The 13335-nt window shown below is 57.7% G+C and carries 9 protein-coding genes; 5 read left to right on the forward strand and 4 right to left on the reverse strand.

The annotated features are described in order from the left end of the window. Positions 1-274: 274 nt before the first annotated feature. Positions 275-3016 carry a sensor histidine kinase KdpD gene (locus M0P56_RS11675; protein ID WP_291510199.1) on the forward strand — a complete coding sequence of 914 codons (2742 nt, stop codon included), beginning with the start codon at positions 275-277 and terminating at the stop codon, positions 3014-3016. Positions 3017-3019: 3 nt separating this feature from the next. Further along, positions 3020-3763: a response regulator transcription factor gene (locus M0P56_RS11680; RefSeq protein WP_291510200.1), complete on the forward strand. Its 744-nt coding sequence runs from the start codon at positions 3020-3022 to the stop codon at positions 3761-3763. A 52-nt stretch (positions 3764-3815) separates the two neighbouring features. Here the strand turns inward: M0P56_RS11680 and M0P56_RS11685 are convergent, their stop codons facing one another. Genes M0P56_RS11685 through M0P56_RS11695 form a run of 3 tightly spaced genes read right to left on the reverse strand, consistent with a single transcriptional unit; the run spans position 3816 to position 6068 of the window. Next, entirely contained in the window at positions 3816-4562 is a 747-nt protein-coding gene (locus M0P56_RS11685) for an HAD family hydrolase (protein WP_291510201.1), read from the reverse strand. A gap of 4 nt (positions 4563-4566) precedes the next feature. Beyond that, positions 4567-5565 (reverse strand): aminoglycoside phosphotransferase family protein, encoded by a 999-nt coding sequence (locus M0P56_RS11690; RefSeq protein WP_291510202.1) that lies wholly within the window; start codon positions 5563-5565, stop codon positions 4567-4569. Further along, on the reverse strand, positions 5565-6068 hold the full coding sequence (locus tag M0P56_RS11695) for a hypothetical protein (protein ID WP_291510203.1): 504 nt from the start codon (positions 6066-6068) through the stop codon (positions 5565-5567). The genes M0P56_RS11690 and M0P56_RS11695 overlap by 1 nt, the downstream gene beginning before the upstream one ends. A 209-nt stretch (positions 6069-6277) precedes the next feature. Here M0P56_RS11695 and M0P56_RS11700 point away from each other — a divergent pair, with 209 nt between their 5' ends. Then, positions 6278-7876 (forward strand): APC family permease, encoded by a 1599-nt coding sequence (locus tag M0P56_RS11700; RefSeq protein ID WP_291510204.1) that lies wholly within the window; start codon positions 6278-6280, stop codon positions 7874-7876. Positions 7877-7901: 25 nt separating this feature from the next. Here M0P56_RS11700 and M0P56_RS11705 read toward each other — a convergent pair whose 3' ends face one another. After that, on the reverse strand, positions 7902-10391 hold the full coding sequence (locus M0P56_RS11705; RefSeq protein ID WP_291510205.1) for a penicillin-binding protein 1A: 2490 nt from the start codon (positions 10389-10391) through the stop codon (positions 7902-7904). 96 nt (positions 10392-10487) lie between these two features. On the opposite strand from M0P56_RS11705, the gene gltX reads away from it, so the two are divergent. Together gltX and cysS are read left to right on the forward strand one after the other, a co-directional pair. Then, on the forward strand, positions 10488-11912 hold the full coding sequence (gene gltX / locus M0P56_RS11710) for a glutamate--tRNA ligase (protein WP_291510206.1): 1425 nt from the start codon (positions 10488-10490) through the stop codon (positions 11910-11912). A 21-nt stretch (positions 11913-11933) separates the two neighbouring features. Further along, the gene (gene cysS / locus M0P56_RS11715) at positions 11934-13322 is read left to right on the forward strand and encodes a cysteine--tRNA ligase (RefSeq protein WP_291510207.1); all 1389 of its coding nucleotides are present in this window, start codon (positions 11934-11936) and stop codon (positions 13320-13322) included. The last annotated feature ends 13 nt before the right edge of the window (positions 13323-13335 follow it).

Below are 13335 nucleotides of genomic sequence, written 5' to 3' on the forward strand. Positions count from 1 at the left end.
TGCCAACCTCCTGCGTGAGCACGGGCCAACATCCCGCACCCAATCATAAAATGCTCGCATGAAAGTCTAGCAAGGCTTCATCTATAAATCCCATATAAAGCATCTATAAATTCTATATAAATGGTGCTTTTTTGGGGTACACCTTACTCGTTGCAGATAACTTTGGCGTGAACCCGCTTGGTAATGGCCGGGCTTTGGCCTATGCTCAAGCGCGGGCAGGCGTGGCAACGAGGGAGCGTTATGGACGGTGGTATCCGGTACCTGGTAATAACCGATGGCTACTAAAGATCGCAAAGATGGGCGACCTGATCCGGATGCCCTGCTGGCACAGGTGCAGCAAGAGGAGCAGGCGCGCCAGCGCGGCCGCCTCAAGATTTTCTTTGGTGCCGCCCCGGGTGTTGGGAAGACCTACGCCATGCTGCGCTACGGGCAGCAAGAGATGGCCAAAGGGGTGGATGTTTTGGTGGGTATCGTCGAAACCCACCAGCGCAGTGAAACCCAAGCCTTGGCCGATGCCCTGCCGGTATTACCGCGCGTGCATATTCCTTATAAAAATGTGGTGCTTGAAGAGTTTGACCTGGATGCGGCCCTTGCTCGCCGCCCCGGACTGCTTCTGCTGGACGAGCTTGCCCACAGCAACGCCCCTGGCTCACGTCACAAGAAGCGCTGGCAGGACCTGGAGGAACTACTGGACGCGGGCCTTTCCGTGGCGACCACCGTGAATGTTCAGCACCTGGAGAGCGTTCACGAAGTCGTCCAGCAGATTACCGGGATACAGGTTCAGGAGACCCTGCCGGATCAGATCATCCAGCAGGCCGATGAAGTGATTCTGGTAGATATCACTGACGAGGATCTCTTGCAACGGCTTAAAGAAGGTAAGGTGTACCTGGGCGAACGCGGTCAGCGCGCGATGACGCATTTTTTTCGTAAAGGTAACCTGATCGCCCTGAGGCAGTTGGCATTGCGACTGGCAGCGGACCGGGTTGATCTGGAGTTGCGACAGTTTCATCAACAGAATCCGGAAGAGGGGCGACGCAGCGGTAGCCGGGATCGTTTGCTGGTCGCCGTGAGTGGCCGCCCGGAAGATGAGCATCTGGTGCGCGCGGCCTATCATCTGGCGACCGCTCAACGGGCCGACTGGCTGGTGATTCATGTGGACACCCCACGCGGCCTGCTGCAGAAACCTCAGACCCAGGCGTGGATATGGAATCACCTGCATCTTGCGGAAAGTCTGGGCGCGGAAACCTCACGTCTGACCGGAGTAAATGTCGGCGCGGAAGTGTTGGCTTATGCGCGACTGCGCGACGTCACCCAGATTGTACTGGGACAGACGCAGGGTTTGCGCAAATTTCTTTGGTGGTGGCCCGGTTCTTTGACGGCGCACCTGTTGAACAGCGAGCGCGGTATTGATGTAGTGATTCATCCGTTGCCGGTAAAAAAATTTATTTCGGAAGATCGACGCCTGCGAAATCAACAGTACCTTGGCATCGTGGACACGTCCCTGCGACGCCGCACCCGGAATCGCGCTTTTGTGATCAGCGGGGCGTTAGGCCTCGCTTTAAGTGGTTTGGCCTGGTCTCTGGGGATTTACCTGGGTTTTGCCGGAGTCTTCATGCTCTACATGCTGGGTGCGGTGGGCACCGCCCTGATGTACGGCCGCTGGCCCTCCCTCATCACATTCATTGCCGCCGTGGTCAGTTATTACTCGTTTGGGTTGGATCGTGGTTTGCCAACGACGGTGGGCTCGCTTGCTTACTTTACGCTGATCCTCTCTTTGATCCTGCTCATCAGCCAACTGGTGGCGCGATCCCGCGATCAGGAGCTCATGGCCCGGACCCGCGAGCGGCGCGCGCGCAATCTCTATCAACTGGTTCAGGCGCTCAGCGGCGCCCGTGGTGTCGAAGGGATTCTCAACGCCAGCATCGAGAATTTGCATCAGACCCTGGGTATCGCGACCGCATTCTGGCTGCCACCGGCGGACAATGCGGATAGTCCGTTGCAGATGTTTCCAGCGTCCACCGAACTGGAAGCGCCAGAACGCAACCTGCGGGCTGCCGCCCGGTGGAGTTTCCTCAATAAAAAGAACGCCGGAATGAGCACCGACACGCTGGCGGATATCCCGGCGCTGTTTATGCCCATGCTGTCCGGCGAGCGTGCGCTGGGGGTCATGATGCTGTCCGATCTCGACCTGCGTCGCGCCCCTGCAGACTGGTTGCGTTTTCTCGAAACGGTGGCGCGACTCATCGCGGTGGCTCTGGATTCAGCGCAAGCATCCCTGCAACGTACGGAAGCGGATGTCCGTTTGCGGGTCGAGCGATTACAAAATGCGCTCTTGGGCGCCGTTTCCCATGACCTCCGGACGCCCTTGGCTGGCGTACTGGGTACAGCGACGACACTGCAACGCAATGCGCAGGGCCTGACGGCCGATGAGCACGATCTCCTGGAGAATATCCGCGAGCAAACCCAAAAGATGGAACACACCGTGGATCGCATTCTGCACATGGCCGCATTGCAGTCCGGGCGACTCCATATCAGAAAAGAATGGGTTCCTCTGGAAGATCTGTTGGTCATAGCGCGCGATCAGGTTAAGGCCGCATGCACCGATCGCCCTTTTCAGGCGCGGATATCCAAAGACTTGCCACTGCTCCTCGTGGATCCGCAACTCATGGTGCAAGTGCTCGCTAATCTCCTGGAAAATGCTTGCAGATATAGCCCGCAGGGCCGCGCTATCGAATTAGAGGCCTATGCGAACGATGCGGAGATTACCGTTTGCGTCATCGACCACGGCTTTGGCGTGCCGCCCGGTCGCGAAGAGGAAATATTCACCCGTTTCAGCCAGATTAAACCCCCTGTCGGATTGGGTGGAAGCGGACTCGGTTTAGCGATTTGCGCTGCGATTATTGAGCTGCATGGAGGACGCATTTGGGTGCGTAACCGGGTCGTCGTGCGCGGCGCGGTGTTTTGTTTTACCGTACCTCGGGAGACTGAACCGCCTATGCCACCGGACGGAGACTAAGCCATGACGACCACGCACGAAGGCGATCTCGATATCCTGCTGGTGGAGGATGACCCGAGTATTGGCGGGTTTCTACAGGCAGCGATGGACCGCGAACCAGGGTATCGCTTGCACTGGGTAACCACGCTGAAACACGCCTGGAAGGCTTGGGAAAAACGACAAATCCAGGAAGGTCGGCCGTACGCCCTGATTCTGCTGGACCTTGGTTTACCGGATGGGGATGGACAGGGACTAATCCATCGAATACGCGAGCAGGAAGGGGAGCAGGCATTCATCATCGTCATCTCTGCGCGCGGAAGCGAGGCTGACAAGGTACAAGCCCTCGATAGTGGCGCCGACGATTATCTCACCAAGCCGTTTACCATTGGCGAGCTGCTCGCACGTCTGCGCGCGCATTTGCGGCGACGACCAGCAGGTTCATCCGTCGAATCATTCCATTGGGCCATTGGCGTCTTGGAGCTGGATGATCTCACCCATACCGTTCGCAAGGACGGGGTGACCATTCCGATGACGCCCAAGGAATATCAACTGTTTCACCTTTTTGTGATGAATCAGGGGCGGACATTGTCCTATCGACGAATTCTCAATGCCGTGTGGGGAGAGCACAGTGGCGGTCAGGCCCACTATGTCCGGTTATATATCAAACGCCTGCGGGAAAAGATTGAGGATGATCCCGGAATGCCGCAGTATCTGGTGACCGAAAAAGGGGTTGGGTACCGATTCGGCGCTCCGGAGATGTCAAGATGACACCACTCAAGGGCCTGATGGCACGCGCTCTTACGGCGGGATAAAACCGTAATCAGTCATCGCCGTCTGCATGTTTTTGTGCCAGAAAGCCGACGCCATCCAGCACTTGATAAAAGTCACGCGCATAATAATCCGGCGCTACGTCGTTATAGGATTTGCTGCCCTGATTGGAGTCCACAAAGATGGTTTTCATCCCCGCCTGTTGGGCGCCATAAATATCGCGATACATGTCATTGCCGACATAAATGGCCTCATGGGGGGCCACTTCCAATTGTTCTGCGGCCATGGCGAATAACCGGGAGTCGGGTTTGCGATAACCATAGTCACCGGAAATAATCTGTACATCAAAATATTTCTTAATACCCATCGCGCGCATTTCGGGGAGGGCGAAGCAGCGTTGTGCGTCAGAAATGGTGGCCAGGCGGTAGGTTTCCTGCAGGCTTTTCAGTGTGCGTTTGATGCCATCGTAACGCTCCAGGCGAGTGCGGGAGAGGCCACGGTGCAGGCGTGCCAACTCTTTGGCCAGTCTTTCCCGGCCCTTGACCGGTTTGCTGTTCTCCTGGGTGAGCAAGGTGTGCCAGATCGCCTCGACGTCTATTTCCGGGTATCGTTCAGCAGATTGACGTTTTCTCTCCTTCATGATGGCGAAGTAGCGTTCCCGGACCTCTCGCCGGTTCATAAAGACCCGGTGATAAGTGAGATAATGGGAGATGCCACGATAAATATCTTCCATTTCCTCATTGGTTTCAATGTTGATCATGGTGCCATAAAGATCTATGCAAACGGCGCGTATGGACATGGTGCTACCTCCGCAGAATGTGAACGGCTTCGTGGACCAGGGCTTGGCTGTAACGCCAGTCAAGCCAGGAATTACGGGCGATGCGTAACAGGGTCATACCCATATAAAAGGGAATTCGCTCGGTAATCGATGCAAAAGCCGCATGGCGGTCCGGAAAATGAGTGCTGTATTCCCAGAGAAAATGGCCGATAAATGGTTCGGCATGTTCCCCATGATGGGTGGTGCGCATGAAATGATGTTTTATTTCTCCGGCAATCATGCCGAGATCATACGCGCGATCTGCAAATTGCATACGTTCCAGATCAATGGCAGTGGTACGCCGATGGGTTGCGAAGAGAAAATTGGAGGGTGTGGCATCGCCATGGATCAAGACTTGCCGGTCCGCCCACATACTGCCCATCTGTTGCCAGAGTTCCCGGTAATGGTAGAACTCACTGGTTTGATGGCTGGATATCCGGTGGCGTCTTTGCAGACGCGCGATGATCTTGTCGAAATAGGCAAAGTGCGCATCAAAGCGCACGGTTTCAGAGCGCGCTGTCCAGTTATGTAATTTGGCAAGGAAATAGGCGAGGTCCGTCAGGCGTGCATATAATAATTTTGCATCATTGCGCTCAATGCTCTCCGCAATGACTCCGGAAAGGGATTGTCCCGGACAGAATTCCTCTATGATGACATTGTTTATATCCCATGAAATTCCCAGGGGTTGCGGAATATACAATCGCCCGGTTTTGAAGCCCAGGTCGCGCAACGTATGCATATATTGCCATTCGTTATGGGCCCGCTCCCAGGCCTGTTGCGGATCCTTCCCGATCCGGTTGAAGAATTTACCGATGACTTTATGCTGTGAATGGGTTTCCTCGTAGAGAAAAACCGCATTGGATGCCGGAAACTGGAATACCCGGAATTGATGGGGGGGCTGTTTGGTGAGCAATTGTGGGAATATCTGCTCTTGCAGATACGCGTGGAATGGATCGTGGGGATTCAGGCGGCCCAGATATTTCATTAGGGTGGAGATTGCAGCGCCGGGTGCAGCTGTATCCCGATGATTTTCCAGCCCGGTTCCGCGCCCTTCAGCAGCGGCGCAATGTTTTGTAGAATTTGTTGCTCCAGTGCGGACTGGGCGGAGATGGAAGTGGTGATGCCAGCCAAGTCCGGAAAAGCCATGAAGGGGTTGGCGATACGCGCGTCCAGTTGTCCCTGCAGGGGCTGAAGCTTCTTCCAGGGGCCATTGCCCTGCATGATCGCCACCGGATGAATAGTCAGCGCTTGGATTTTTCCGGCATGATTCGTGACGGTGACGCCATAAGACCCCAGATCGACGGCACGTTGAACGGGCGCTGACACCGTCCGCTCCGGTGTCGCTACGGGCGCGCTGATTTTGCGCAAATGAATCGGCAGGTTAAGCGCAATGCCCGCAGCGGCGGCTGCGCACAGGACCGTCAGGACGCCGAAAATCACCCATCGGCCACGAGCGGGTTTGACCTGCTTTTTTTTGCGGGCTGCCAATCTCCATTTCTCCTTTGTCGGGTAAGCCATATCTGCTTGAGCGATATCCTCTCTGATTCGCAGGGATATCGTCAACGTACTCAATAGACGGCCTGCGCCATGGGCGAGACCGGGAAAACCAACTGATGCAGTGTTGTGATGCGCAAGGTTGCATTACACTCCCCACTCAGTTCTGCTATTTACACAGGCCATAAACGAGGAAATATGCCATGGCGGCGGGTCATCTGCGGCGAGAAGGGGGGCTGATCGGGCTGCTTTACGCGAGTCTGGGAGCCATAGTGGGTTCCGGTTGGCTGTTTGGGCCGCTGCATGCGGCGCAGCAGGCAGGGCCGCTGAGCCTGGGCTCCTGGGCGGTGGGGGCGACAGCCATTTTACTACTGGCGCTGGTTTACGCCGAATTGGGGCCAATGATTCCGCGCAGCGGTTCTATCGTCCATATCAGTCACCTGGGTAATGGCCCGTTGTTAGGCCGCATCTGGAGTTGGATCCTCTTTTTTTCTTATGTCTCCATTGCGCCGGTCGAAGTGACGGCGGTGCTCACCTATGCGAATAATTATCTGCCGGGTTTTCTTTCTGGTGAGGCGGGCGTGCTCAGTGGCCGGGGTTTTGGCGCCGCTATTCTGCTGCTGGGCGTTTTTGTGCTGCTTAATTTTCTGGTGATTCGCTGGGTGCTGTTGCTGAATAGCGCCGCGACCTGGTGGAAGCTGATTATTCCGGCTGCCACTATTTTCGTCTTGTTGAGTTTGTCCTGGCACCCCGAGAACCTGCAATTGCATCATTCCCAGGGGGAGCTGGAGGGCATGTTCACTGCCGTGGCCAGTGCCGGGATTATTTTTTCCTTTTTCGGGTTTCGGCAGGCGATTGATCTGGCGGGAGAAAGCCGGAATCCGGGGCGTAGCATCCCCATAGCGGTCATCGGTTCGGTGCTGATTGGCACCTTGCTGTATGAAGGGTTGCAATTCGCGTTTCTGGTGGCTGTGGATCCGGCCGGTCTGGCGCACGGGGGCTGGTCACACCTGACTTTTACCGGGCTCACTGGCCCCTTTGCGGCGTTGGCCGCAGCCGTGGGCGCCACCTGGTGGGGCGTCATCCTCTATGTGGATGCCCTGGTGTCGCCAGCGGGGACCGCCTTCATTTACACGACCTCATCGGCACGCGTTACCATGGCGGCAGGGGAGATGGGCAGTGCACCGCAAGGGCTGGCGCGGATTAACCGCAGTGGCGTGCCGTGGATCGCTCTGTTGGTGGTATATGCGGTTGGCGCGCTCTTTTTTTTCCCCTTTCCTTCCTGGCAGAAACTGGTGGGCTATATTTCTTCGGTAACCGTGCTCTCCTACAGTTTGGGGCCGATTGTGCTGTTGCAATTGCGCCGCGCCATGCCCGATGCGGCACGTCCTTTTCGTCTCCGGGGCGCGGAAGTGATCGCTCCGGCGGCCTTTGTGGTGGCCAATTGGATTATCTTCTGGGCCGGGCTCGCCACCTTGAGCTTTACCTTTGTCGCCCTGGCCATGCTGATGGTGATTTTTCTGATTTACCATTATGTTCTGGTCAAAGAGCGCCGTGCGGAGGGTTTGGGATGGCGTTATGCGTGGTGGGTATTACCCTATTTTGCCGGTCTATGGATCTGCAGCTATCTGGGCCCGCAAAATCTCGGCGGCAAAGGCCTCGTGCCTTTCTTCTGGGATATGGGAATCATTGCTCTATTTAGTCTCGTTATACTTTTTGTGGCATTGCGCACCAGGGTGGCCGATCAGGTGATGAGAGATTATGTGGAAAGTCTGAACGAAGTACCGGAGGCGGCGCCATAGCCACCCGCCGATCCCCGCTTTTTCTTTAGAAAAGGTTCTTGATGGTGTTAATCAATTTGTCGCCAAGACTATCCCCAGCACCACTTTCCGTGGAAGCTGTGGAAGCCGCAACCGGTGGATACCCGGCGAGATAATCACTGACACCAATGACGTTACTACCGCCACTGATGGTGGGGCCGGTCACCGAAGGCGGCCGGAAGAAGCCGGTGGCCGGGCTGCCTGCCATGGCCGTTCGCATAAAGTGAATCCAGATAGGCAGTGCCTCGCGCGCCCCCGCAGCCCAACGGCCCATGGTGCGGTTGTCATCATAACCCACCCAGACACTGGTGGTGATATGCGGACTGAACCCATTGAACCACGCATTATCTTCGTGGTTGGTCGTGCCGGTTTTGCCCGCAATGTCATTGCGCCCCAGACTTTGTGCCGCGACGCCCGTTCCGATCTTGATCACCTGCTGCATCATCTCCGTCAGCAAATAGGCTACGCCCGGAGGTATGGCCGTCTGTTGGGCGGGCGGGGTATAGCCCATGGGACAATTGAGCAAGGAAATTTGCGTACCGCGGCTATTCACAATTTTGGTGATGAGATAGGGATTGGGCAGAAAACCGCCGCTGGAGAAGACCGCATAGGCGCGGGCGAGCTGTAAGGGGCTGTAATCTCCCGCGCCAAGCACCATGGAGGGGACTTGCGGTACTTGCTTGGCCGGAAAACCAAAGCGTTGCACATACTGCGCCGCATAGGGGATGCCGATATCCATGAGGATGCGAACACTGGGTACGTTATGAGAGTAAGCCAGATTCGACCACACCGGGATCGGTATATTGGAAAACTGATTGCTATAGTTGGTTGGCGCATAGACCTGTCCGGTGGGCAGGGTAATGGACAGGGGGGTATCTGGAATCGGCGTCTGTGGCGTCATATAACTGCTCTTGCCTGAAGCCAGCAGCGCTGGCGCATCCATGGCCGCGGCGTAAACGAAGGGCTTGAAGCCCGAGCCCGGCTGCCGATAAGCAAAAACGGCGCGATCAAAATGGCTGAGTTCATAGCTGAAGCCACCCACCAGGGCGTGGATAGCCCCGGTACGGCTGTCCAGACTCACCAAAGCGCCTTGTACCTGAGGAATCTGTGAAAGCTGCCAGCCCGCATCCTTGCCGGCAGAGGACCAGACATTGGCACCCCATTCCTGACCCGCCCCCGCTGTAACCGAATGTACATAAGGGCGCAGCCAGACCAAGTCACCGCTGTGCAGAACCGCATTCACCGAACGTGGCTTGGGGGCGCCGTAACGGGGGCGTGCCCAACTCACGTCGCGCAAGGTGAGAATGACGTTTTTCTTGCCCTCCAGAGAGACCGTGGCGCTTTTGGCATCGGCGCTGACCACTACGCCCCAGCGCAGGTTGGCAGGGTCATGGGGTGGCAGCACATCGGGCCGCTTACCCGCGAGTGCGGCCTGCAGCGTGTCCCCGCTGAGATGCGCGATGGGGCCGCGGTAGCTTTTGGGGTCCATACTGGATAGCCCCATATCGTAGTTTTCCAGCCCCACGGCAACCGCTTCATTCGCCGCCTCCTGATCCTGTGGCAGGATGGTGGTATACACCTTGAGTCCGGAACGGTAGGTGAAATCGCTGCCGAATTGCTGGGTAAGCCAACTGGCGATCCAGTCGGTGACATACGGTGCACCGTTGCTGGCAGCCGCATGATACCGCGAAAGAATGGGTTCCGCGTTGGCCTTCGCCTCTTCATCCGCAGAAATGTAACCGCGCCTTTCCATGCGTTTGAGCACATAAGCACGCCGTTTTTTGGCGAGATCGGGATTCACGACAGGGTTTAAAACGGAAGGTGCCGGCGGTAGTCCCGCAATGGTTGCCATCTCCCCTAAAGTCAGATGACTGACGCCTTTTCCAAAGTAGGTCCGGGCCGCAGCTTGCACACCGTAGGCACCCTGACCGAGATAAATCTTGTTCAGATAAAGCTCAAGAATCTGTTTGTGCGTAAAGTGATTGGCGAGTTTGTAGGCCAGAAGGATTTCCGCGATCTTGCGGGAAATGGTTTTTTGCGGAGTCAGGTAAAAGTTGCGCGCTACCTGCTCCGGGATAGTGCTGGCGCCCTGGACCGGTGCCATGTGAATAACGTCCACTATCGCGGCCCGCAGAATCCCAGGGTAGCTGACCGGGTAGTTAAGGGGGTTGTCGCTGTAGAAGCGGGCGTTTTCGGCGGATATGAAGGCTTCCTGCAACTTGACCGGGATCTGGTCGATGGGCAGGGCATAACGCATCTGCGGACCGACCTCCTGGAGTAGTGCGCCATTCGCGGCATAAATGCGCAGAGGCTCGTCGGGACGCCATTCCTTGAGCTCGTGGATGGGCGGCAGGGTCTGCCAGATGCGGTAGACGTAGATACCGACACCAATCCCGATATTAATCAGAATCAACAGGATAATCAGTAAAATCCAGCGTCCGTAATGGTGGCGCTTAGGTTGCTTAGAGCGCGTGCGCGGGGTATTAGCTTGAGCCATTCCGTTTCTTCCGTGTGTATGAGTACTTCGCAAAGTGCATTCGAGTCTGCACTTTGCGAAGTATCCTGTCCCGGCTTTTGCATTGCGACGCGGCCGATGGCGCAATACTATACCACCATGAATCTAAAGAGTCGCTTCGCACCCAGCCCCACCGGTTACCTGCACCTTGGCAACGCCCGCACAGCTCTTTTCGCCTGGCTGGCGGCGCGTGGCGCGGGTGGAACATTCATTTTACGTCTTGAAGACACGGATCAGCAGCGCTCTCCCGAAATTTATGAGAAGGCCTTGCTGGAAGACCTGCGGTGGTTCGGTATCGACTGGGACGAAGGCCCGGACCGGGGTGGTGATCACGGTCCATACCGGCAGATGGAGCGTCTGGCCATTTATGACCAGTACTATGCCCGTTTGCAGGCCAGTGGACAGGCCTATCCCTGCTATTGCAGCGCCGACGACCTGGCCGCTGAGCGCGCCGTACAGCGTTCCGCGGGTAAGGCACCACGCTATGGTGGACATTGTCGGCATCTTCATGCCGAGGTGCGGGCTGAACGGGAGGCGGCGGGCATCCGGCCCACGCTGCGTTTCCGGGTGCCGGATCAGGGCACCCTCCCGGTATCGGATTTGGTCTGGGGCGAGCGCCAGTATGCGTTGGCTGATCTGGGGGACTTCGTCATCCGCCGCAGTGACGGCAGCCCGGCATTTTTCTTTGCCAACGCGGTCGACGATGCGCTGATGGGGGTGAATCTGGTCTTGCGTGGCGAGGACCACCTGACCAATACCCCCCGCCAAATCCTGATCTTGCAGGCGCTGGGGTTGCCGGTTCCCGATTATGGTCATCTGCCTTTGTTACTCGGTGCCGACGGTCAACCTCTGTCCAAGCGATACGGGGCAGTCAGCTTGCGCGGTCTGCGCGAGACCGGTTATCTGGCCCCGGCGGTGCTTAACTACCTCGCCCGTCTGGGTCATCATTACAGCGCGACGGGCTTTCTGGATAGCAGCGCACTGGCGCAGGGCTTTGCGCTGGCCCAGATCAGCCGGGCGCCCAGCCATTTTGATATGGTGCAGTTGCAGCATTGGCAGCACGAAGCGGTACAGTCGCTGGACGATGCCGCCGTCTGGAACTGGTTGGCACCCCATCTGCAGGACAAGGTGCCGCCAGGGCAGGAAATGCATTTTGTGGCGGCGGTGCGTGCCAATATTCGGCTGCCCGTCGACGCACTGGATTGGGCTGAACGCTGTTTTGCCTCCCCCACCGTCGATGCCGAGGCGGTCGGGGCCATCACCGGAGCCAGCCCTGAGTTCTGGTCCATCGCCCAGGCGACGCTGCAGGCGTCGGGTGGCGACTACCGGCTCTGGACCAAAGCCTTGCAGCACGCCAGCGGGCAGCGCGGCAAGACGCTGTTCATGCCCCTGCGCGCCGCGCTTACCGGGCTCACCCACGGACCGGAACTGGCGGCGCTCCTCCCCCTCATCGGTGAAGCGCGCGCGTTAACGCGTCTTCATGCCGCCGCCCAACGCTCCTGAACGCTTGTCGAGGCTAAAAATATGACCACCCTGCCGGTACTGACCCTCTATGACACCCTGCGCCGCCGTAAAACGCCGCTGGAGCTGCTGCGCCCCAATCAGGTGGGACTCTACGTCTGCGGGATGACCGTATACGACTTCTGTCATCTCGGCCATGCCCGGGTCATGGTCACCTTCGATACGGTGGCGCGCTATCTGCGTGAACGCGGCTACGAGGTGACTTACGTCCGCAATATCACCGATATCGACGACAAAATCATTCGTCGGGCGTTGGAGCGTGGCGAATCGATCCAGTCTCTCACGGCACGCTTCATCGACGCCATGCACGAAGACGAGGCGGCGTTGCTCTGCCAGCGCCCTGATCAGGAACCGCGGGCGACGGAGCATGTGGGCGCCATGCAGACCCTGATCGGCGAACTCATCCACAGAGGGCACGCCTATGCGGCGGCCAATGGCGATGTGTATTACGCGGTGCGCAGCTTCCCGGAGTACGGGCGCCTGTCCGGCAAATCCATTGACGAATTGACGTCGGGCGCACGGGTGGATATTGGCGAAGACAAGCGTGATCCTCTGGACTTTGCCCTGTGGAAGGCGGCCAAGCCCGGCGAGCCGTCCTGGGCCTCCCCCTGGGGAGAAGGACGGCCCGGATGGCATATCGAATGTTCCGCCATGTCCGCCGACGCTCTGGGCTGCGCCTTTGATATTCATGGTGGTGGTGCGGATCTGCAGTTCCCGCATCATGAGAATGAAATCGCTCAGTCACAGGGCGCGGGCTGCGCTTTTGCCCATTACTGGATGCACAACGGCTTTGTCCGCATCAACGACGAGAAAATGTCCAAATCGCTGAATAATTTCTTCACGGTACGGGAACTCTTACCCCGCTATTCGGGCGAGGTGCTGCGTTTTTTTATCCTGTCCAGCCATTACCGCAGCCCACTGAATTATGCGGAAGAGGCGCTGGAGCAAGCCAAGGCGGGCCTCACCCGGCTCTATACCGCCCTGCGCGGGATGCCCAAGCGCAAAATCGTGGCGGAGCTGGGCAGCGAGTGGCGGGAACGTTTCCATGCCGCCATGAGCGACGACTTTCATACGCCAGCAGCCCTTGCCGTGCTCTTTGATTTGGCCCGCGAGATAAATCGCCTGCGGGATGAAGGCAGCGAAGTAGCCGCGCCGCTCGCCACTTTGCTGCGTGAACTGGCGGGTGTGCTGGGCTTGTTGGGACAAGAAGCAGAAGATTTTCTCCGCGGCAATGCGACCGATGCGCGCTGGATCGAGGAGCGTATCGCCGCGCGCGCCGCAGCGCGGCAGGCGCGCGACTTTGCGGGTGCCGATGGGATCCGGCAGGAATTAACCGCCGCGGGAGTCATCCTCGAAGATGGCCCCGGCGGCACCATGTGGCGGCGGGAATGAGGCACTACTTACC

The organism is Acidithiobacillus sp. (assembly GCF_023229925.1).
Lineage (GTDB): Bacteria > Pseudomonadota > Gammaproteobacteria > Acidithiobacillales > Acidithiobacillaceae > Acidithiobacillus.

Excerpts from the sequence above, each read along its gene's own strand:
- cysS (WP_291510207.1), top strand. The coding sequence starts at position 11,934 with ATGACCACCCTGCCGGTACTGACCCTCTATGACACCCTGCGCCGCCGT.
- M0P56_RS11675 (WP_291510199.1), top strand. The coding sequence starts at position 275 with ATGGCTACTAAAGATCGCAAAGATGGGCGACCTGATCCGGATGCCCTG.
- M0P56_RS11680 (WP_291510200.1), top strand. The coding sequence starts at position 3,020 with ATGACGACCACGCACGAAGGCGATCTCGATATCCTGCTGGTGGAGGAT.
- gltX (WP_291510206.1), top strand. The coding sequence starts at position 10,488 with ATGGCGCAATACTATACCACCATGAATCTAAAGAGTCGCTTCGCACCC.
- M0P56_RS11700 (WP_291510204.1), top strand. The coding sequence starts at position 6,278 with ATGGCGGCGGGTCATCTGCGGCGAGAAGGGGGGCTGATCGGGCTGCTT.
- M0P56_RS11705 (WP_291510205.1), bottom strand. The coding sequence starts at position 10,391 with ATGGCTCAAGCTAATACCCCGCGCACGCGCTCTAAGCAACCTAAGCGC.
- M0P56_RS11685 (WP_291510201.1), bottom strand. The coding sequence starts at position 4,562 with ATGTCCATACGCGCCGTTTGCATAGATCTTTATGGCACCATGATCAAC.
- M0P56_RS11690 (WP_291510202.1), bottom strand. The coding sequence starts at position 5,565 with ATGAAATATCTGGGCCGCCTGAATCCCCACGATCCATTCCACGCGTAT.